The sequence below is a fragment of the Streptomyces griseoloalbus genome, from assembly GCA_014650015.1.
Classification (GTDB): domain Bacteria; phylum Actinomycetota; class Actinomycetes; order Streptomycetales; family Streptomycetaceae; genus Streptomyces; species Streptomyces griseoloalbus.
In genome coordinates this window covers 28,538-48,881 of record BMUD01000015.1, presented here as the reverse complement: position 1 = coordinate 48,881, position 20,344 = coordinate 28,538, and the positions used below count along the sequence as shown (strand labels likewise).

General features: G+C 72.9%; 17 protein-coding genes and 1 riboswitch. Of the genes, 10 read left to right on the top strand and 7 right to left on the bottom strand.

What is annotated here, in order from left to right; all coding sequences use genetic code 11:
* Positions 1–93 precede the first annotated feature (93 nt).
* The 5 genes from IE178_RS22530 to IE178_RS22510 all read left to right on the top strand — a co-directional run bounded on the left by IE178_RS22530 (position 94) and on the right by IE178_RS22510 (position 7,500).
* Positions 94–1,353, top strand: a complete 1,260-nt coding sequence (locus tag IE178_RS22530; RefSeq protein ID WP_193513564.1) for a DegT/DnrJ/EryC1/StrS family aminotransferase — start codon at positions 94–96, stop codon at positions 1,351–1,353.
* A complete protein-coding gene (locus IE178_RS22525) occupies positions 1,346–3,922 on the top strand; it encodes a lipopolysaccharide biosynthesis protein (RefSeq protein WP_438874404.1) in 2,577 nt (858 codons plus the stop codon). The genes IE178_RS22530 and IE178_RS22525 overlap by 8 nt, the downstream gene beginning before the upstream one ends.
* Positions 3,923–4,115: 193 nt before the next feature.
* Positions 4,116–5,939 (top strand): glycosyltransferase, encoded by a 1,824-nt coding sequence (locus IE178_RS22520; protein WP_193513563.1) that lies wholly within the window; start codon positions 4,116–4,118, stop codon positions 5,937–5,939.
* On the top strand, positions 5,936–6,367 hold the full coding sequence (locus IE178_RS22515; RefSeq protein ID WP_193513562.1) for a hypothetical protein: 432 nt from the start codon (positions 5,936–5,938) through the stop codon (positions 6,365–6,367). Before IE178_RS22520 ends, IE178_RS22515 begins: the two co-directional genes overlap by 4 nt.
* Complete coding sequence (locus tag IE178_RS22510; RefSeq protein ID WP_193513561.1) at positions 6,364–7,500, top strand: glycoside hydrolase family 26 protein; 1,137 nt, start codon at positions 6,364–6,366, stop codon at positions 7,498–7,500. Before IE178_RS22515 ends, IE178_RS22510 begins: the two co-directional genes overlap by 4 nt.
* A gap of 16 nt (positions 7,501–7,516) precedes the next feature.
* Here the strand turns inward: IE178_RS22510 and IE178_RS22505 are convergent, their stop codons facing one another.
* The 3 genes from IE178_RS22505 to IE178_RS22490 all read right to left on the bottom strand — a co-directional run bounded on the left by IE178_RS22505 (position 7,517) and on the right by IE178_RS22490 (position 10,897).
* On the bottom strand, positions 7,517–8,311 hold the full coding sequence (locus IE178_RS22505; RefSeq protein WP_318280185.1) for a polysaccharide deacetylase family protein: 795 nt from the start codon (positions 8,309–8,311) through the stop codon (positions 7,517–7,519).
* Positions 8,308–9,723, bottom strand: a complete 1,416-nt coding sequence (locus IE178_RS22500) for a glycosyltransferase family 2 protein (protein WP_438874410.1) — start codon at positions 9,721–9,723, stop codon at positions 8,308–8,310. Before IE178_RS22500 ends, IE178_RS22505 begins: the two co-directional genes overlap by 4 nt.
* Positions 9,724–9,826: 103 nt before the next feature.
* Positions 9,827–10,897 carry a GNAT family N-acetyltransferase gene (locus tag IE178_RS22490; protein WP_193513560.1) on the bottom strand — a complete coding sequence of 357 codons (1,071 nt, stop codon included), beginning with the start codon at positions 10,895–10,897 and terminating at the stop codon, positions 9,827–9,829.
* A 244-nt stretch (positions 10,898–11,141) separates the two neighbouring features.
* Here IE178_RS22490 and IE178_RS22485 point away from each other — a divergent pair, with 244 nt between their 5' ends.
* The gene (locus IE178_RS22485) at positions 11,142–12,038 is read left to right on the top strand and encodes an HAD family hydrolase (protein WP_193513559.1); all 897 of its coding nucleotides are present in this window, start codon (positions 11,142–11,144) and stop codon (positions 12,036–12,038) included.
* Between the two features lie 21 nt (positions 12,039–12,059).
* On the opposite strand, the gene IE178_RS22480 is transcribed toward IE178_RS22485, so the two are convergent.
* On the bottom strand, positions 12,060–12,542 hold the full coding sequence (locus IE178_RS22480; protein ID WP_184760946.1) for a transglycosylase SLT domain-containing protein: 483 nt from the start codon (positions 12,540–12,542) through the stop codon (positions 12,060–12,062).
* Positions 12,543–12,545: 3 nt separating this feature from the next.
* A riboswitch (cyclic di-AMP (ydaO/yuaA leader) is annotated at positions 12,546–12,716 on the bottom strand.
* A 575-nt stretch (positions 12,717–13,291) separates the two neighbouring features.
* Here IE178_RS22480 and IE178_RS22475 point away from each other — a divergent pair.
* The 4 genes from IE178_RS22475 (at position 13,292) to IE178_RS22460 (ending at position 17,629) form a co-directional block, all read left to right on the top strand.
* Positions 13,292–14,302 carry a polyprenyl synthetase family protein gene (locus IE178_RS22475; RefSeq protein WP_193513558.1) on the top strand — a complete coding sequence of 337 codons (1,011 nt, stop codon included), beginning with the start codon at positions 13,292–13,294 and terminating at the stop codon, positions 14,300–14,302.
* A 249-nt stretch (positions 14,303–14,551) separates the two neighbouring features.
* Positions 14,552–15,769, top strand: coding sequence for a LolA family protein (locus IE178_RS22470; RefSeq protein ID WP_193513557.1), 1,218 nt, complete (start codon positions 14,552–14,554; stop codon positions 15,767–15,769).
* 41 nt (positions 15,770–15,810) lie between these two features.
* Positions 15,811–16,779, top strand: coding sequence for an ABC transporter ATP-binding protein (locus IE178_RS22465; RefSeq protein ID WP_193513556.1), 969 nt, complete (start codon positions 15,811–15,813; stop codon positions 16,777–16,779).
* Positions 16,766–17,629 carry an ABC transporter permease gene (locus tag IE178_RS22460; protein ID WP_193513555.1) on the top strand — a complete coding sequence of 288 codons (864 nt, stop codon included), beginning with the start codon at positions 16,766–16,768 and terminating at the stop codon, positions 17,627–17,629. Before IE178_RS22465 ends, IE178_RS22460 begins: the two co-directional genes overlap by 14 nt.
* Before the next feature lie 110 nt (positions 17,630–17,739).
* Here IE178_RS22460 and IE178_RS22455 read toward each other — a convergent pair whose 3' ends face one another.
* The 3 genes from IE178_RS22455 to IE178_RS22445 all read right to left on the bottom strand — a co-directional run bounded on the left by IE178_RS22455 (position 17,740) and on the right by IE178_RS22445 (position 20,210).
* Positions 17,740–18,330 (bottom strand): flavodoxin family protein, encoded by a 591-nt coding sequence (locus tag IE178_RS22455; RefSeq protein ID WP_193513554.1) that lies wholly within the window; start codon positions 18,328–18,330, stop codon positions 17,740–17,742.
* A 156-nt stretch (positions 18,331–18,486) separates the two neighbouring features.
* Entirely contained in the window at positions 18,487–19,593 is a 1,107-nt protein-coding gene (locus IE178_RS22450; protein ID WP_438874409.1) for an amidase family protein, read from the bottom strand.
* Between the two features lie 110 nt (positions 19,594–19,703).
* Positions 19,704–20,210, bottom strand: coding sequence for a DUF6668 family protein (locus IE178_RS22445; RefSeq protein WP_184760952.1), 507 nt, complete (start codon positions 20,208–20,210; stop codon positions 19,704–19,706).
* Positions 20,211–20,344 lie beyond the last annotated feature (134 nt).

Below are 20,344 nucleotides of genomic sequence, written 5' to 3'. Positions count from 1 at the left end.
CAATCTTGACGGAGCGGTGCGAACGGGGCGACTCTGGGCGGGTGCCGGAAGGCCTCGGGGAGGGGGCGTTCCGACGGCACACATGGGGGGCGGATGGCCATTGGGGAGGCCGGCCCGGGTTCGGTGCGCCACGGCTCGCAGTCGAAACGGCTGGAAGAGACCATGGGTGGCCGGCTCGGCCGGGAATGTGTGTACGTGCCGTCATGCAGGTTCGGGCTGTTCGTGGCGTTGCGCCACTGGTGCCCGCCGGGCGGCCGGGTGCTGATGTCGCCGGTCAACGACGACGTCATCTTCTTCGTCGTGCTGGCGGCGGGGCTGCGGCCGGTGCAGGCGCCGTTGAACCCGTTCGACGCGTCCATCGACATCGACGCCGTGCCCGACGAGGTGTGGGGATCGCTCTCCGCCGTACTGACGACGAACCTGTACGGCAACCCGGATCCGGCGCCCGAACTGCGGACGCGCTGCGACGCGTTGGGCATCCCGCTGTTCGAAGACGCGGCGCACGCCATCGGCAGCGAGGTCGGCGGGCGGCCGGTCGGGGCATGGGGTGAGGCCTCCGTTTTCAGCCTTTCCAAGCACGCCGGCGCCCAGGCGGGGGGCATCCTGTCGCTCGCCGACCCGGACCTGCGCGAGGCGGTGCGGAACACCTGCGACGGGCTGCTCACCCCGCGCCGTACGGCATCCGAACTCGCCTATGCCGTACGGCCGTACGCCGAGGCTGCCGTGCGGGGGCTGGGGCTGCGGCGGGCCGCCTGGGCCGCGATGGGGCTGCTGGGGCTCACGGAGCGCGACGGGATCAGGATGCCGTTGCGTCCGGACGCACTGGCCCGGGCGGTCGGCGCGGCCCCGGACCTGACCGCGCACGACCCCTGGGTCCGCGTCGACATGCACACCTACCGCCAGGCGTCCGGCCCGCTGCGGCTGGGGCGGATCCGGCGCAGGCTCGGACGGCTGGACGAGGTACTGCGGGCGACCCGGGAGGGCACCGAGCTGCTGCTGTCCACGCGGTGGGCCCGGCCGCGGGAGGGCAGCGACGCGCAGCCGTTGTTCCGGGTACCGCTGCTGGTGGCGGACCGGGACGCGGCGATCGCGGCACTGGCGCGGCGCGGGATCGTCGTCGGCTACCTCTACGACCCGCCCCTGGACGACTACGCGGGGGAGGCGTTCACGGATCCGTCGCCCGCGCCCGAGGCGGCCCGCTGGTTCGCGCGGCACGCGCTGCCGGTGGACCCGCTGCGGGCGCGGGAGGCCGTCGAGGTGCTGGAGCGGTCCGGTGCACGGCCGGCCGAACCCCCACAGGGCCCGACGTGGCCGGGGGCGCCGGCGGGCGGGCTGGGGTCGTCCCGTGACTGACATCCAGGTGCAGGAGCCCGCAGCGGTGCGTGCCGACGGCGGGCCCCGGCCCGCCGAGCACGGATCGGGTTCCGACTCCCTGTTCAAGAACGCCTACTTCCTGATGCTCAGCACGGGCGTGTCCGCCGTCCTCGGCCTGGGGTTCTGGCTCGTGGCCGCCCGGTACTACTCCGAGGACGCGGTAGGCCAGGGATCAGCGGCGATCGCCGCGATGCGGCTGCTCGCCAGCATCACCGCGACCACGATGATCGGCGCCGTGGTCCGTTTCGTACCGCGCGCCGGCCGCGAGACCGGACGCCTGGTGTGGGGCGTGTACGGGGCGAGCTCAGTGGTCGTCGCCCTGGCCGCGGGCGTCTTCCTGCTCACGCTCGACCAGTGGGGCTCCTCCTACGAACCCCTCGGCACCCCCCTGGCCGGGGCGCTGTTCGTCGCGGCGTGCGTGGCCTGGGCGCTGCTCACGCTCCAGGACGGGGTGCTCACCGGACTGCGCAAGGCCGAATGGGTGCCGGCCGGCAACGCGGTGTTCTCCATCGGGAAGCTGGTCCTGCTGGCCGTCTTCGCCAGTGCGCTGCCCGTGCTGGGCATCTTCGTGTCCTGGGCCGTGGCCATCGCGTTCTCCACCCTCCCGCTCGGCTGGCTGATCTTCCGCCGGCTCATCCCGCGCCAGGCCGCCGCCGACCGCGACGCGGAACCGCCCGCCCTGCGGACCATGGGCCGCTTCCTGGCCGGTGACTCGCTCGGCGCGCTGTTCAGCCTGGCGATGATCAATCTGCTGCCCGTGATGGTCGCGGTCCGCTTCAGCGCCGCGGAGAACGGCTACTTCTACGTGGCGTACACCGTCGGCGGCACGATGGAGTTCATGGCCATCAACATGGCCTCGTCGCTGACCGCCCATGCCTCGCACGACCCGCGCCAACTGGCCGACGGGGTGCGGGGGGCGCTGCGCCGGATGACGCTGCTGCTGGTGCCGGTGGTCGCGGTGCTGGTGATCTTCGCGCCGCAGATCCTCACGCCGTTCAACGCGGACTACGCCGAGCACGGCTCGACCGTGCTGCGGCTGCTCGCCCTCGGCGCGCTGCCGCGGGTGGTCGTGGAGCTGTACATCGGCGTGCTGCGGGTGCAGGGACGCACCGGTGTGCTCGCGGCGCTCCAGGGGGCGATGTGCGCGCTGGTCCTGGGCAGTGCGGGCGTGCTGTTCACCCCGGCGGGGATCGCGGGGGCCGGGTGGGCGGTGCTGATCAGCATGACGCTGATCGCGGTCGTCTCGGTGTTCGGGCTGCGCGCGGCACTGCGCGACCGGACCGGCTCTCCCGTGGACCGTCCCTCCGCCGCCGCCCCCGACTACGGCACGCGCTGGGCCCGGCTGAACGCCACCGCCGGGTACGGCACGGGCTGGGCCCGCCGCGCCGCTCGCGGGGGCGAGGACGCCGAGGAGTCCGGCGAGGACACGGTCACGTTGTTCATCGGCCGCCCGGGGTACGAACGCGAGGCCCTGCAGGCGGACACGCTGGCGTTCATCGTGCGGCCGCACCCCTCGGGGCCGGGAGCCGGAACGGCCGGGGCGGGAGAGCCGGAGGAGGAAGGCGACCGGGGCGCCGGCGGCGAGACGTCCGGCGGGGAGACGGCCCGCGGGGAGGCGGACGAGCGGGACGACGACGGACGCGCGGCGGGGGACCGCCCCCCACGGCAGGAGGCGCCGGACGCGTGGCGGTCCGTCCATCCGTCCCCGCGGAGCGGGCCGCCCGGGCAGCCCGGCCGGGCCACCTGGGCCGTCGTCGCACCGCCGCCGCCCGCCCCGGGGGAGCGGCGCGGGCCGGCGGAGGCCGACGCGCAGCGTCCCGCCACGCCGCACCCGTCCGACGGCTCTTCCGACAACGTTTCCGCTGACGTTCTTGCTGACGTTTCCGACCGGCGCCTGAGAGGCGTCCTCTGGGCCGTGCTCGGACTCGCCACCCTCGTCTTCTGGGCGTCGGTGCGCGACCTGCCCTGGCTGGGCGGGCCCCAGGGTGCCGCGCTGACCGGCCGTCAGCTGCTGGAGGGACTGCCCCTCACGGCGCTCGCGGCCGGGGGCACGCTGCTCCTCGTCTTCGTCGCCTCGGTGACGCTGTACACGCGGGCCGACCCCTGGCTCTCCGGTACGGCACTGGGCTCCGCCCTGGTCGCGCTGCACGCCGCGCCCGTCGCCCTCGGCCGGGAACCGGAGGCCGTGGGCGGCGCGTTGTACACGCAGACGGCCGGCTTCCTCGCGGAGGCGGTGGCCCTCGACGGGCCCGGCCCGCTGCTCCGCTGGGCGCCCCTGATCTGCCATGTGCTGTGCCTCGTCCCCCTGTGGCTGCTGCTCGCGCACACGGGCGGACGGCTGTCGTGGCCGGGGCGCTGGGGGGTTCTCTATCTCGTCGCGGTGGGCGGCTGGGTGGGGCGCGACGCCCTCGCGCCGGTCACGCCGCTCCTGCTCGTCCTGCTCGTCGTACTGCACACCGTCGTCGTACGCGTCCTGCTCCCGCTGCTGAGCCGCGCCGTGCCGACGCCGCTCCGCCGTAGACCACCGAACGGCCTGCCCGAGGACTGATCACGCTTCAGAGCCGAACCGCCAGGGGGGAACCACCGTGCGTCCGCCAACCACTCCACGCGAGAGATCCGCGCCCGAGCCCGTGCCGGAGAGCACGTCGGCGCCGGTCACCCCTGACGAAACGGAACCGGAGCGCACACCCGGGTCGCAGGCCCCCTCCTCATCGGAGTCGTCGAGTCCCGCCCATGAGCCCGTGACGGATCTTTCCGATCTTCCGCCCGTCTGGCCCGGGCGCCGCGGCCTCGCCGCCGCCTGGCCCGGCGTCCCGCTGCTCGCCGCGCTCGCCCTGTGGGTGTACGCGGTGCGGCACACCGACGTGTCGCGGCTCGACGACTTCGGTCTCGTCACCGCGCTCCACCCGGCCTTCTGGGCCGGCCTGGTGGTGCTGGCCGCCGGATTCTGGTTCACGGTCCGCGATCCGCGACGGCCGAGCGGCTGGCCGGCGGCGTATGTGCTCGGGCTGCTGGTGATGGAGCGGGCCACCCAGGCCGTGCTCTACCCGACCCCGCTGTACGCCTGGGCGTGGAAGCACGACGGTGTCGTCGACCACCTGCTGACGGCCGGCGGACTCCAGGGCGCCGACCGGATCGGCGACATGGCCGTGTACGACCAGTGGCCCGGCTTCTTCGCCGCCCAGGCGGCCCTGGTGCGGCTGCTGGGCGTGGAGTCGACGGCGATGTACATGGCCTGGTGGCCGCTGGTCTCCAGCCTGATGCTGCTGCTCCCGCTACTGCTGATCTACCGCACCTTCACCGAGGACCGGCGGCTGATCTGGACCGCGGTCTGGCTGTTCTACGTCGCCAACTGGGTGGGCCAGGACTACTTCTCCCCCCAGTCCGTGGCCTTCGCGCTGCACCTCGGTGTGCTGGCCGTCGTCCTGCGCCGGTACGGCCGGTCCGGCGGGACACGCGGACGGCAGAGGCAGGCCGTCTGGACGGTCGTGCTCAGTGTGCTGGTGGTGGCGATCGTCATCTCGCACCAGCTCACCCCCGCCATGCTGGCCGTCTCGCTGCTCGCCCTGTGCCTGATCCGCCGTTCCCGGGACTGGGTCCCGCTGGTCACCACGGTCGTGATCTTCCTGGCCTGGTGTCTGACGGCCGCGCTGCCGTTCCTGTCCGCCGCGATGCCGGACATGATCCGTTCCGTGGGGGACGTCGGCGGCAATGTCGCCACCGGATACGGCGCCACCCCGACCGGAACCGGAGCGGTGGCGACCTCCTGGGCGGCCCGGCTGCTGTCGGGCACCGTCCTGCTGCTGGCGGTGGCCGGGGTGTGGCGGCAGCGCGTGCTGCGCCACCGGGCGACGCCCCTGCTGGTGATCGCGGCCGCCCCGCTGCCGATGTTCGTGGCGAGCAGCTACGGCAGCGAAATGATCTTCAGGGTGCTGATGTTCCTGCTGCCCGGCGCCGCCTTCTTCGCCGCCGCGGCACTGCTGCCCAAGGTGCGCACCCTCGCCGCCGAGGCCGAGGCGGGCGCCCGCGGGCCGGAAGCGCGCGTGGTCGCACCGGGCACCGGGCGGAGCGGCATCGGTGTCTGGGGCCCGCTGCTCGTGCTCGTCGCCGGGACACTGGCCTTCGTCCCGAGCTATTCGGGCAAGGACCGGATCAACTACTTCCCGCCGGGGGAAGTGGGCCTGGTGCAGCGGCTCTTCGACGAGGCTCCCGAAGGCTCGACGGTCGTCGCCGCCAACCGCAACTATCCGCTCGCCTACGAGTCGTACGGGACCATCGACCACTACTGGTTCCTCGACGACGACCGGCGGCACGTCGACGAGATCCTCAAGGACCCGGCCGCCACCCTCGCCCGTGACATGACCGGTGTGGAGCGCCCCGGCCGGGCCTACTTCCTCCTCACGCAGGGCCAGTTCGCCAACTCCGAGATGAACGGGCAGCTCACCGGGGACCAGTTGGACCGCATCCGGGATTCCGTCGCCGCCTCGCCGCGATTCCGGCTGGTGGCGGAGAACGGCGCGGGAGTGGTCTACGAACTGCGCCGCGAAGGGGGAGCGGAACGATGACACCGCAGGATCTCGTGACGCGGATGCTCCCGCCCTTCGGCGGCTGGCTGGCGCTCGCCGCGCTCGCGCTGCCCGGCGGGTCGCCGTTGCGCGGCGCGGCGGTCGCCGTGTTCCTGGCGGCGGGCCCCGGCGCCGCGCTGGTCGGCCTCTGCGGGCCGGCGCTGCGCGCACGGGCCGCACGAGGGCCCGTCGAGACGCGCCGGCCCGACTTCGCGCGCCGCTCCGACCAGCTGGAACGGCTGATGCTGACCTTCCTCCTCAGCGTCGGAGCGGTGATGGTCGTCGCGACGGTGCTGATCGCCACCCACACCTTCAGCGCGCAGCGGGTGCTGCTGGCGCTGACCCTCCTGACCACACTCGCCGCGTTCTGCCCGCGGCTGCGCGCCTCCCCGCCGATGCCAAGGACACGGAAGGGTTCCGCTCTGTGACGTTCAACCGTCCCTTTCGCCGCGACAGCGGCACGCGCACCACCGACGGCCGGCACCGCAGGCCACGGACACGGGGGGCGCCGGGACCGCTGTCGCGGCGCCGCCGGCTGCTGCTCACGTCCGCCACGGTCGTCAGCGCGGTGCTCGTCGCCCTACTCGCCCTCAGGAACGTCTCGGAGCCCTCCGCGGCGGGTGAGGAATGCGAGCCCACCGCCCTGCTCGAACCGCCCTGCGGTGCCTGGTTCGGCGCGTTCGTGCCGCACGAACGCGCCGACCTGGAGGACAAGGTGAAGGCCTACGAGGAACGCGTGGGCCGCAAGCTCGACATCGTCTACACGTACCACGACATGTCCCTGCCCGAGGGCACCCGCCGGGAGGGACAGCTGCTCACCCCCGAGGAACAGCGGGTGGGCGACGACCGCATGCTGCTGCTGTCCTGGGAGAGCAAGTGGTGGGGCGGCACGAAGAAGCAGCAGCCGACCTGGAAGGAGATCGCGGCCGGTGAGCTGGACGCCTCCGTCATCGACGTCCAGGCCCAGCGGATCAAGGACTACGGCGAGCGCACCGGGAAGAAGGTCTTCCTCTCCTTCGACCTGGAGATGGACACCCGCACCCCGGACAACGGCACACCCGCCGAGTACGTGGAGGCGTACCGGCACATCCACGACCGGTTCCGCGAGCTGGGCGCCGACAACGTGGTGTGGACCTGGATCATCACCGGATACCTGAACCACGCCGACCTGTTCGAGCGGATGTACCCGGGGGACGAGTACGTCGACTGGATCGGCTACAACCAGTACAACTACTACCGGTGCCACGCCACCGACTGGCTGACCTTCGAGCAGACCCAGACGACCAGCCACGACTGGATACGCGAGAACATCTCCGACGACAAGCCGCTGATGCTCTCCGAGTTCGGGACGGCGGTCGACTCGGCCCGCCCGCAGCGGCAGGCCGAGTGGTACGCGCAGGTGCCGCGGGTGCTGAAGGACCTGGAGGGGGTCAAGGCCGCGCTCCAGTGGAACTACCGGGACCCCGGACCCCACTGCAACCTCGCCCTGGCCAACGACGCGGCGTGGGAGAGCCTGCGCACGGTGGTGGCCGACCCGTATCTGAACCAGCCGTCGAAGTGACCCTCCCGGCCGCCCCTCAGCCCGCGAACTCCGGTCCGTTCAGCGTCGCCCGGCCGCGCCGGTACCAGCGCCAGGCGACGGTCTTCGGGCCGTCCCGGTACGGGGCGATCCGCGCACCGTCGCCCGCCAGCCAGGCGGAGACGTCGGCGACGGTGTGGCTGCGGCGGACGATCAGACGGGCGATGCGGTAGCGCTCGTCCCGGTCCGAGCTGAGCGCGTGCCGCACGGCGGTCGCCGTCTCGTAGCCGGCCCGGGCGGCCATGGCGCGCACCCGGGGGCTGTTGTAGCCGTGCGGATAGGCGAGATGGGGGACGGGGTGGCCGAGGGTGTCCTCCAGCGCCGCCTTGGAGTCCAGCAGTTCGGCGCGCAGCTGCCGGGTGGTCAGGGTGTCGAGCTGGGCGTGGGTGACCGTATGGCTGCCGATCTCCATGCCAAAACGTTCCAGCTCGGCCGTCCGGTCCAGGGGCATCATCGGGGCGGGCGGCAGCAGACTGCGGCCGCCCGGGGCGATGGCGCCGGTGGTGAGGTACGCGGTGGCGGGCAGCCCGCGCTCGGCCAGGGCGTCGGCGGTGGGGCCGGGCAGATCGGCGAAGCCGTCGTCGAAGGTGAGCAGCACCGCCCGGGGCGGCAGGGGCGCTCGCCCGGCCAGATGATCGGCGAGGGTGCTGATGGTGACGGGCGTGCGACCGCTGTCCACGACGGCGTCGAGATGGGCCGCGAAGTCCCGGGGCGTGACGGTGAACTCGGCGATCCAGTCCGGCGGATCGTCCATCACGGCGTGGTAGAGGAACACGGGTATGGCCGGGTTCATCCCGTCCCCCTCCCCGCGAGGTCCGCCGACGCCCGCCGCGCCCGCAGATAACCGACCGGCCCGTACACCATCCCCCTGCGCTGCAGCCGCGACAGCCGGCGCGGCCAGGGATGGGTGCGGGTGTCGTGCGCCCCCGGTGCGCCGCCACCGGCGTCCGTGTCGCGTACGGCGGTCAGCGCGCGGGCGCGGGCGAGGCCGCGCGGCAGCCGGGCGAGGAACGCCGGCAGCAGCGCGGGGCGGTTGACCAGGATGGCGGTGAGGTAGGCGGTGAGGCCGGCGCCGTAGCCGTACGCCTGGGTCTCCAGGTCGGCCCAGGTCTCCCGGTGGTGGTGCCACACCAGTGCGTACGGCGTGTAGTGCAGCCGGTGGCCGTCGGCGAGGACGCGCACGAAGCCGTAGAGGTCGTCACCGCCCCGGGCGGGCGTTCCGGCCCCGGTGGCCGGGTCGAAACCGCCGACGGCACGCAGCACCTCGGTGCGGAAGGCCATGTTCGCGCCGGAGCCGAAGCGGCCCGCGGTGAAGGGGAACAGCGGTTCGTCGCGGGGCGGGGCCCCGGGGTCGTACGTCGTCGGCGTGAAGCCCTTCGCGAAGCCGCCGTGGCTCTCCAGCAGGACCTGGGCCGGGGTGCGCAGCCGGGCGGGCAGGATCAGGCCGGTGGCGCAGCCGAGCCGGGGGTCGGCGGCGAAGGGCGTGGTCAGTTCGGCCAGCCAGCGGGGATCGGCGACCACGTCGTCGTCGGTGAACGCGATCACCTCGCCCCGGGCCTCGGCCAGCCCCCTGTTGTGCGCGATCGCGAGTCCGGGTACCGGCTCGCACACGTACCGCACCCGCTCGCCGTACTTCCGCTCCACCAGCTCGCGCGTCTCGCCGGTCACGGGCGCGTTGTCGACGACGACCACCTCGAAGTGCGGGTGCTCCTGCGCGAGAAGCGACTCCAGCGCCCGGGCCAGCTGCCCGGCCCGCTCTCGGGTGGCCACGACGACCGACGTGAACGGCGGCGCACCGGCACCCGCCGCGGCCACCGCACCGGACACTCCCCGCGCACCCCCGGTGACGCCCCCCTGCCCCGCTCCGGCAGCGCCCCGCGCGATCCCGGCGTCCGCTTCCCGCGCCCGCGCGGTGTCTGTCTCCGGTGCGGTTCCGGCGTCCGTCTCCTGCGCCCTCGTCGCGTCCGTCTCCTGTGCCCTCGTCGCGTCCGTCTCCTGTGCCCCCGCCACCCCCGCTTCCCGTGCCGCCTGCAGGAGGGCGGACCTCGGGTCCGCTCCCTCCGGCACCCGCGCCAGCAGCGTGCCCACCGGTCGACCTGCCCGCCTGACCAGTAGGAACACCTCGCCGTGCGTCACCGGCGGGCTTCCCGGCCCGGGTCTCGGCGCGGCCTCGTCACCGGCCAGGTCGAGTTCGGCCACCTGCACCGCGCCGATGGCCAGGAACCGCCGTATCTCCTCCTGCGTACGCGACACACGCGCACGCGCACCCGCTCGTGTTCTGCCGGACATACGTCCTTCCTCCCCCTCCTCAGGACCGGCGCAGCCGAGCCGCGCCCTTCAACGTGCGCGACGCCAGCGACGCGAGGCGCGGACGGGCGCGGACGAAGCCGTGCGCGCGGCGCGCGGGCTCGCGGCTCAGCCAGTGCAGCGCGGCGCCCACGCCCGGACGGGTCGCCGCCCCTTCGTGGACGGCGAGTTCGCCGGTCTTCAGCGAGTCCTTGTACTCGGCGGGCCCACGCCCCATGTCGAGCAGGCCGATGCCCTCGGCCGCCGCCGCCTCGGCCATCCGCAGATGCAGCACGAGACCGGGCGAGAACTTCGCGAACTCCGGGTCGTACGCCGGGAACCAGCAGGCCAGGACGGAGGCCGAACGCAGGCCGAAGTGCGCGGCGACGGGACGGTCGCCGGCGTACAGCACCGACAGCGTGCCCGTGCACTGAGGCGCCCGGGTCTCGGCGAGCCGGCCCACGAGCCGGGTGATCCACTCCTGCGCGAACCGGTCCCGGCGCCCGGTCCTGCGGTACTGGGCCGACTTCCACTCCATGAGCGCGCGCAGCGCGGCCGGGTCGCGTTCGTCGAAGACGAACCGCACGGGCCCCGCCTGACGGCCCAGCCTGCGCTCCTTGGCCAGCGTGGTCTTCAGGAACTTCGGCGACTGGGTGCGCAGCACGGACTCGTAGGTCTCGTAGCCCTTCTCCACGTCGATGACATAGGTGGCGTGTTCCTCGGCCGCGTACGGCACGAACAGCCCCTGGCCGGCCTCCAGGTTGTCGAAGGCGAAGCTCGACACCGAGCAGGCCCGCAGCAGTTCACCGGTCTCCAGGGCGTGGCCGGGGCCCAGGACCGCGCCCTGGCAGTCGGACACCCCGAATCCGATCGCCCGGCCCTGCCCCAGCACGCCCCGCTCGTAGGGCAGGAAGCCCGCCGGTTCCGCTCCCTCGTACAGCACCGCGACCCGGGCCCGGGGCCGCACCCGACCCACGGCGGTGGTGAACTCCGGTTCCATGAAGGGGCTGCGCGGTGCGTCCGTCGCGGCGCGCAGTTCCCGCCAGCGCTCCCGTTCCCCCTCGCCGAGCTCCTCGGGCCTCAGCACGCGCATGCGTCCACTGCTCACCTGACCCCCCGATCAAGTCCCCCCTGGACCCTTGGAAGGTACCGCCCGGGAGCAGGTGGACGGTAGATAGCGGAGCATGTTCTTGCCAAACGGGGAAAGAGGACCTCAACCTCCTCAACCGGTCCGTACCCGGCGATGGCGGAACGCTTCTCTAGCGTGACGAACGCGGTCGCGCAAGCGGTTCCGGACAAGGTGAAGCGGACCGTCGTGTTGTCCGTATTCTCTGATCATGGCCGCACCCACCGCATATTCACTCATCGCCACCGACCTGGACGGGACGCTGCTGCGCGGCGACGACACCCTCTCCGACCGGTCCCTCGCCGCCCTCATGCGGGTGGCGCAGGCCGGTGCCGAGCACCTCGTGGTGACGGGGCGCCCGGCCCCCAGAGTGCGGCCGCTCCTCGACGACCTCGGCAGCACGGGGCTCGCGGTGTGCGGACAGGGCGCGCAGGTGTACGACGCCGGCGCGGACCGCCTGCTGTGGTCCGTCACGCTGGACCGGGAACTGGCGGAGACCGCGCTCGGCAAGATCGAGGCCGAGGTGGGGGAGGTGTACGCCGCAGTCGACCAGGACGGGGTCGACGGGCTGACGCTGATCGAGCCCGGCTATCTGATGCCGCATCCGACCCTGCCCGCCGTACGGGTCGAACGGCGCGCCGACCTGTGGGACCGGCCGATCAGCAAGGTGCTGCTGCGCCATGCGCACCTGAGCGACGACGCGTTGGCGGCCGCGGCGCGGTCGGTGGTCGGTTCGCTGGCCACGGTGACCATGTCGGGGCCGGGAACGGTGGAGCTCCAGCCGTGCGGGGTCACCAAGGCGACCGGGCTGGCGCTGGCCGCCGAACACCTGGGGCTGAGCCCGGAGCGCGCCCTCGCCTTCGGGGACATGCCGAACGACATCCCCATGTTCGACTGGGCGGCCCGTGGCGTCGCCATGGCCAACGCCCATCCCGAGCTGAAGGCGGTGGCCGACGAGGTCACCACGTCGAACGAGGACGACGGCGTGGCCGTCGTCCTCGAGCGACTGTTCGGTGGGCCGGCCGGGCTCGGCCGTCAGCGCGTGTCCCGGGACGCGGCTGTACACGCCGCGGGACACGCCTCAGGACACGTCCCGGGCCATGGCTGAGTGGGCGCCTGAGTACGCGCCTCAGTAGGCGCCGAAGACGTTGTCGATCGAGCCGTAGCGGTCGGCGGCGTAGTTGCAGGCCGCCGTGATGTTCGCGACCGGGTCGTACGGGTCGAAGGGGGTGCCGGGCACGTGGTACGCCTGGAAGGTCGGGTCGATGACCTGCAGCAGGCCCTTCGACGGGGTGCCGGCGGCGGCGTTGGAGTCCCACAGGTTGATGGCGGCCGGGTTGCCGGAGGACTCGCGCATGATGTTGCGGTGGATGCTCTCGTAGCTGCCCGGGATGCCGTGCTGCGCCATGACGGAGAGCGACTCGCGGATCCAGCCGTCGAGGTTGTCCGGGTACGTCGTGGTGGCCGTCGTGGTGGCCGTCGCGGGCGCCGCGGAGGCGCTGGTGGCGCCGAACAGCGGAAGGGCGACCACGGCGACGCCGGTACCGGCGACGGCGAGGGAGCGGACGAGGCGGCGGCTGCCGAAGCGGCGGTGCTGACCGTGTGCGGGCATGTCTGGGTTCCTCTCCTACGCCTGCGAGGTGAGCTGTCGGGTTCGGGCGGGAGAGTGCCCGGCCGTGCCCCTGCGGGCATGGCTTCACCCCGAGCCGTTCCGGTGCGATGTCCGGCCCGGCGACTTGCCTGGGTCCCCCGCTCCTGCCGTGCGTGAGTTCGTCGTTGGATGTGGTGCGGGTGGCGGCAGGACTGGGCGTCCACCCGGCAGGCCGGGAACGTATGCGAGAGCACATGTCCGGAACAAGTGCGGGCGTCACACATCAGGCCGTTTGATCTTGTAGTGGGGGTTTTGGGGTGCTTGATCCTTTGCTGGCGCCAAGGGTCAACTCGGCGCCCGGCAAAGGGGAGACGCGCGGGCCGGTGAGTCGCGGGTGGGGCGGGACGCGCGTGACTCACTTCACTGATCACGGGCCGCGAGAGCATTTCTCACCAAGCGGATTTCGCTTGGTAATTGCGGCAAATCGGGCAGCGGGCCGGGCAGGATGGTTCGCGTGCCGAGGAGAGGCTCGGATGGCGGATCGATGAGCGGGTCGAGGAGTGGATTGCTACGTCCGGGAAATTCGAAGAATGTCTGTTGTTATCAACCGATCAAAAACACTCCGCTCCTGATCCCGTATCGCCCGGCTCGTGACCCTGGGCGCTGGCGGTGATCGAAACGTGACCGGATACGCTGACTTGAGTGATGGCAGCGACCTATCGACAAACCGTGTAATCGCCAGTAAGACACCAGCAGACAGGAGACCCCTCGTGACCGTCGTCGGGCCGTTCGGGCTGAGCGTGCGGGACCAGGCTCTGCTAGCCGATGTCCAGGCCGGTATGACGGCTGTCGAGGAAGGGCTGATCGAGGCGACCAAGAGCGAGGTGCCTTTCATCACGGGCGCGGCCCAGCACCTGGCGCGGGCCGGCGGCAAGCGGTTCCGCCCGCTGCTCGTGATGCTCTCCGCCCAGTTCGGCGACCCCTACGCGCCCGGGGTCGTGCCCTCCGCCGTCGTCGTGGAGCTGACCCACCTGGCCACGCTGTACCACGACGACGTGATGGACGAGGCCGAGGTGCGGCGCGGGGTGGACAGCGCGAACGCCCGCTGGGGCAACTCCGTCGCGGTCCTCACCGGCGACTTCCTCTTCGCCCGCGCCTCGCACATCCTGGCCGACCTCGGTCCCGAGGCGGTGCGGGTGCAGGCCGAGGCGTTCGAGCGGCTGGTCACCGGACAGATCCTGGAGACCGCGGGGCCGCAGGACGGCCGGGACCCGGTCGACCACTACCTGGACGTGCTCGGCGGGAAGACCGGCTCGCTGGTCGCGGTCGCCTGCCGCTTCGGCGCGATGATGTCCGGCGCCGACGACACGGTGGTGGACGTGCTGACCCAGTACGGCGAGCGGCTCGGCGTCGCCTTCCAGCTCGCCGACGACGTCCTGGACATCGCCTCCGACTCCCACGAGTCCGGCAAGACCCCCGGCACGGACCTGCGCGAGGGCATCGCCACGCTGCCCGTGCTGCGGCTGCGGGAACGGGCGGCGCGGCTGGGGCGGGCCGACGACATCGCCCTGTGCGAGCTGCTGGACTCCGACCTCAGCGACGACGGCCGGCACGCCGAGGCGCTGCGGCTGCTGCGCGCCCACCCCGCGCTGGAGCAGGCCCGCCGGGACACCGTGCGGTACGCCGAGGAGGCGCGGGCGGTGCTGGCCCCGCTGCGGGAGTGCGACGCCAAGGTGGCGCTCGTGCACCTGTGCGACGCGGTCGTGCACCGCGCGGGCTGACCAGGCCGTCCCCCCCGAACTCCTCCCCGACCCCTACTGGTCGGGGGAGAAAACCACCCCCCGTGTCATACCCCAGCAGTACATGGAGTTGCGTCCGGGGTCTGACGTATCCGCCTGCCGGATTTGGTCAGATGGACCACGACGGACAACACCACTTCTCCCCGGTTCGGGTGAGAATGGCGGCTCGGGGTGAGACTGGTGCGAGGACACGAGACGGAAGCCGCCGCCGACAACGGAGGTAGGGCACACATGGCACCGTACGAATCCGACGACATGACGACCGCAAGTGAGGTCGACGAGCCGCGCTCGAGGCGGCGCAGGGCCGCGCGGTACGTCGTCCCGGTCACGGTGATGGGAGTGGCGGCCGCGACCATCGGGCTCGTCCCCGCCATCGCAGACTCCGGCGACCCGGACCTGCCGGAGATCACCGCCGCACAGCTGATAGAGAAGATCGCGCAGTCGGACGTCGAGCGGCTGTCCGGCACCGTGAAGATCACCACGGACCTCGGTCTGCCGGACCTCGGCGGGCTGGAGAGCAGTCTCGCCTCCGGCGCGACGGAGCCGGGCGAGGGCGGCTCCTCGGCCGACCCGTCCGCCAAGCTCACCGAACTGGCCTCCGGCACGCACACCCTGCGCGTCGCGACCGACGGCCCGGACCGGCAGAAGCTGTCGCTCCTGGAGAACGCCGCCGAGTACAGCCTGATCCACAACGGCAAGGACGTCTGGGGGTACGACAGCGCGTCCAACGCGGTCTACCACGGCACGGTCGACGAGTCCGCCGCTGACCGGGAGCAGCAGCCCCCGGCCACCCCGGAGGACTTCGCCGAGGAGGCGCTGAAGGCGGTCGACGACACCACGTCTGTGACCGTCGACGGCACCGCGCGGGTGGCCGGCCGGGACGCGTACAAGCTGGTCGTCAAGCCCAGGCAGTCCGGTTCCACGGTCGGCGCGATCAGCATCGCGGTCGACCACAAGACGGGTATGCCGCTGAAGTTCACGCTCACCCCGGCGAGCGGCGGTGCCGCCGTCGTGGACGTCGGCTTCACCAAGGTGAGCTTCGACCGGCCGGCCGCGTCGACCTTCGACTTCACCCCGCCCAAGGGCGCCGAGGTGACCGAGGACGGCGAACTCGACCACGGCCGGGAGCACTCCGGGAAGCCGGAGAACGCCCCGAAGTCGCAGGAGGACCTGGCCAAGGGCCTCGACGGGCTGAAGATGCTCGGCGAGGGCTGGAACTCCGTCGCCACCTTCGACACCGGCGGCGAGGGCGGCCTGCCCACCGGTGAGGCGGGCGGTGACCTCGGCGGCTTCCTCGGCTCACTCGGCGACCAGGTCAAGGGCGAGTTCGGTACCGGCACGGTGTTCAGCACCCGCCTGGTCAACGCCTTGATCACCGAGGACGGCAAGGTCTACGTGGGCGCCGTCACCAAGGACGCGCTCGTGAAGGCGGCCGACGCGGGGAAGTAGTCCCGGCGGGCCTGTGACGCAGTGAGGGAACGAGGGAGCCGATGGGCGAGGCGTCCGCCACGGAGCCGGACGGCGCGGATGACGGCGTCATCGTCACCCGCGCGCTCAGCAAGCGCTACCGTGGCGGACAGCTCGCCGTGGACGGTCTGCGTCTGACCGTCCCGGCGGGCAGCGTCTTCGGCTTCCTCGGCCCCAACGGGTCCGGCAAGACCACCACCATCCGCATGCTGATGGGGCTGATCGAGCCGACCTCGGGCACGGCGCACGTCCTCGGGCGCCCCATGCCGCGCTCCGCGCGCGCCGTCCTGCCCCACGTCGGCGCCCTCATCGAGGGCCCGGCCCTGTACGGCTTCCTCTCCGGCCGGGACAACCTGCTGCGCTACGACGCCGCCGACCCGACCGCCGATCCGCGCACCCGGCGCACGCGCGTCGCCGCCGCACTGGACCGGGTGGGGCTCACGGCCGCCGCCGGCAAGAAGGCGAAGGCGTACTCCCTCGGCATGAAGCAGCGCCTCGGCCTCGCTGCCGCCCTGCTCCAGCCGCGCCGGCTGCTCGTCCTGGACGAGCCGACCAACGGCCTCGACCCGCAGGGCATGCGGGAGATCCGCACGCTCATCCGCGAGTTGGCCTCGGACGGCACCACCGTCTTCCTCTCCTCCCACCTGCTCGACGAGATCGAGCAGGTGTGCACGCATGCCGCCGTGATGACCCGGGGCCGGCTGATCACCCAGGGCCCGGTCGCCGACCTGTCCGCGGGCGCCCGCGGACGGCTGGTGGTGACCACCCCGGACCCGGCGGACGCGGCCCGGGTGCTGAAGGAACTGGGGGTCGCCGATGTCGTCGTGGCCGACGACCGGGTGACCGGCGAGGCCCCCGAGCGCGACCTCGCCGAGGTGAACGCGGCCCTGGTGACGGCCGGGGTCCGGGTACGCGGCTTCGGGGTCGAGAGGGCCTCGCTGGAGGACGCCTTCGTGGCGCTGACCGGGGAGGGATTCGATGTCGCGGGCTGAAGCGGTGCGGAAGGTGAGCCCGCTGTGGACCTTCGGCCTGTTCCGCAGCGAGCTGCTCACCACCTTCCGGCGCTGGCGCACCCTGGCCCTGCTCGGGGTGCTGGCCGCCGTACCGGTCCTGGTCGGCGTCGCCGTGCGGATCGAGACCGGTGACGGCTCGTCGGCCGGTGGCGGGGGCGGGCCGGCGTTCATCTCGCAGGTCACCAACAACGGCCTGTTCCTGGTCTTCACCGCGCTCGCCGCCACACTGCCGTTCTTCCTGCCCATGGCGGTCGGGGTCGTCGCGGGTGATGCCCTCGCCGGCGAGGCGAGCGCCGGCACCCTGCGCTATCTCCTGGTCGCGCCGGCCGGGCGGAGCCGCCTGCTGCTCACCAAGTACGCGACGGTCATGGCCTTCTGTCTGGTCGCCACGCTCGTGGTCGCCCTCTCGGCCCTGACCGTCGGCGCGGTGCTGTTCCCGCTGGGCGATCTCACGACCATCTCCGGAACCCGGATCAGCTTCACCGAGGGACTGGCCAGAGCCCTGCTGATCGCTCTGGTCGTCGCCGTGTCACTGATCGGGGTGGCGGCGCTCGGCCTGTTCGTCTCGACGCTGACCAGCAGCGGTATCGCGGCGATGGCCACCACGGTCGGGCTGCTGATCACCGTCCCAATCCTCGACCAGATCCCGCAACTGCACGCCCTCCACCCCTACCTCTTCTCCCACTACTGGCTGTCCTTCGCCGACCTGATGCGCGAGCCGGTCCACTGGGACGACCTGACGAAGAACCTCGGCCTCCAGGCCGTGTACGCGGCCGTGTTCGGCTCGGCGGCCTGGGCGAGGTTCACGGCGAAGGACATCACCGCGTAGGTGCCGGGGAATCGCGGTGGCGGCGGCGGGCACGGGCGGGTGACGGTCTCGCCCGTGGGTAACGCGACGGCATACGCGGATGGGCTGGTGGGGCCGCTGCCGCGGCGGCGTCAGCGGGCCTCGTGGAGGAAGCGGGCGAGGGGCGCCGCGGTGTCCAGCGCGAAGAACGTCTTCGCCCGGGCCAGCGCCGCGTCGTCCTTCCGTACGTCACCCGGCTTGCTGCCGTTGCCGAGGAGCACTCCGCCGAAGCGCATGCCCATGTACGCGGCCGAGTTGTTCAGCGTGCCCACCAGGGGGTCGGCGACCTCCCGTTCCTCGTGCGCGAGCGCGGTGACGCCCCACAGGGTGCGTCCCGCCATGGTCGCCTTGAAGTCCAGGCCGGGGGTGCGCAGCCAGCCCGACCAGTAGTCCAGGTAGCGCTTGGTCTGCGCGGACATCGAGTACCAGTACAGCGGCGAGGCGATCACCAGGTCCGTCGCCGCGAGCGTGGCGTCCAGGAGGAGGGCCGCAGGGCCCTCGGTGGGACGGGCGTGGTCGCTGTCATGGCGCAGGTCCTCGAAGTCGGGCAAGGGGTGGGCGGCGAGGTCGATCCATTGCTGCTCCACGTCCGGGGGCAGTTGTTCGGCGGCCAGACGGGCCAGCAGTTCGGTGTTGCCGTCGGAGCGGGCGCTGCCCAGGACGAAGAGGAAACGGCGGGTCATGGTCATCCTCGGGTAGTCGGCGTGAAGCCATTATGCATCTGCATCATATGCACGTGCAATCAAAAATCCAAGCGGTGCGGCCGGGGCATGGAGGTGTGCGCAGGCGCACGGGCCCGAGGGCGGAAGGAGGTGCCGGGGCGCGAGGGGGCAGGGGGCTCAGACCGTGGCCCCGCGCCGTTCCGCCTCCCGCACCACGGTGAGCAGCAGCGCCTCCCGCGCGCGCGGTGCCACCAGTTGGAGCCCCGCCGGGCAGCCGTCCGTGCCGAATCCGGCCGACAGGCTCAGCGCGGGATGACCGCTGACGTTGAACGCCCAGGTGAGCGCGGTCGAGTAGACATCACCGGGGCCGTCGTGGCCGTGCGGTGCGGTGGGTGCCGTGGGCGTGAGCAGCAGCCCGGCAGCGGAGAAGAGGAGATCCAGGCGCCGGTCGTTCTCCGCCCTGATGCGGTGGGCGTCGGCGAGGTCCGCGCCGGGGGTGCGCAGGGCGAGCCAGGCCGGGGCGGGGTCGAGGAGCAGCGGCGGCGCCGAGGGGCGCACGAGCCGTACGACTCCGGCGTCGACGAGCCGGTGGACCGCGGCGCGGGCCAGCGCGACGGGTTCCGGATCGGGGGCCGCGAAGCCCAGGTCGGGGGACCAGACGGCGGTGACGGGGAAGGACACCGGGGCCTCGTCGGCGGCCGGCTGCTCCGACACCACCCGCCACCAGACCGCCGCGTCCGCGGCCGTGCGGGTGAGGACTCCCGGCGCCGCCAGACCCGTACGGTCGGGCGAGGGGAGGCGCCCGGCCGTGACCTTCAGGCCGACGACCCCGCACCACGCCGCCGGGATCCGCACCGAGCCCGCCCCGTCACTGCCCGTCGCCAGCGGCACCAGCCCGGCCGCCACCGCCACCGCCGACCCGGCCGAGGAGCCGCCCGGCGTGCGGTCCGCCCGCCACGGGTTGACGGTCCGGCCGTGCGCCCCGAGCCCCCAGGTCTGCCAGGGTGTTCCCGGCCCGGGTACCGAGGTGGCGCCCACGGCGACACAACCGGCCGCGAGCAGCGGGCCCGCCGCACGCAGGCCGCTGTGCCCCTTGACGGCGATCGGCACCCCGGCCAGCGGCAGCCGCTCGCCCTCCTCCGGGGAGCCGCCCGCGACCCGCGCGTCCACCTCCGCCGCCCGCCGCAGCGCCTCCCCGCCCCACACCTCGGTGAACGCGCACAGCACCGGATCGGCTCGCCCGATCCGCTCCAGCGACTCCGCGACCACGTCCACGGCCCGCAGTCGCCGACCGCGTACGGCCGAGGCGATCTCCTCGGCCGAGGCGGGGGCACGGTGGCCGGACCGGTGGCCGTTCAGCGCATCGATCCCCTCGGACGACCCCTCGGCGCGTGTCAGCGCATCGCGCCCGTCAGCCGGGCCAGCGACTCCGTCTCGCGGGGCGGACGGCCGCTCCGGTCACCGAGGCGCCACTCGGACACCCACGGCACGCGGTACACGTCGATCACCGACTCGATGAGCCGGACCCGCTGTGCGAGGGGACGCGGCAGGCGGCCCGGCGCGTCCGCCACCAGGACGACGGCGTCCAGGTCGAGTCCCCGGGGTGCCTCGCCGCGCCGGAACACCTCGACGGCCGGGACCACGGCGTCCAGTCCGGCCGCGTGGGTCCGCGCGACGAGCAGCACGGACTGCGGATCGGCGGGGCCGGGCCAGGCGCGGCCGCTGTCATGACCGCCGTAGACCGTGGCGAGCGTGGAGACGCCCGCGCCGCCGTGCAGTCCCACCCAGGAGAAGGGCCGGGCCGCCGCGCGTGGGTGGGCGGGCTCCGGCGGGGCCGTCTCCGGTACCGCCACCGGCCCTCGGAGCCAGATCTCCGGTCCCTGTCGCATGCTCGTCCGCATGTCCCCTCTCCTGCTCGCCCGCCTCGATCTTCATGCCGCCGTGCGGTCGGGGAATCGCCGTGGACGGTCCTTGGGACGAGGCTGTGACATCGCGGTGACGTGAGAAGCGCGGGCGAGCGGACAGACTCGACGGT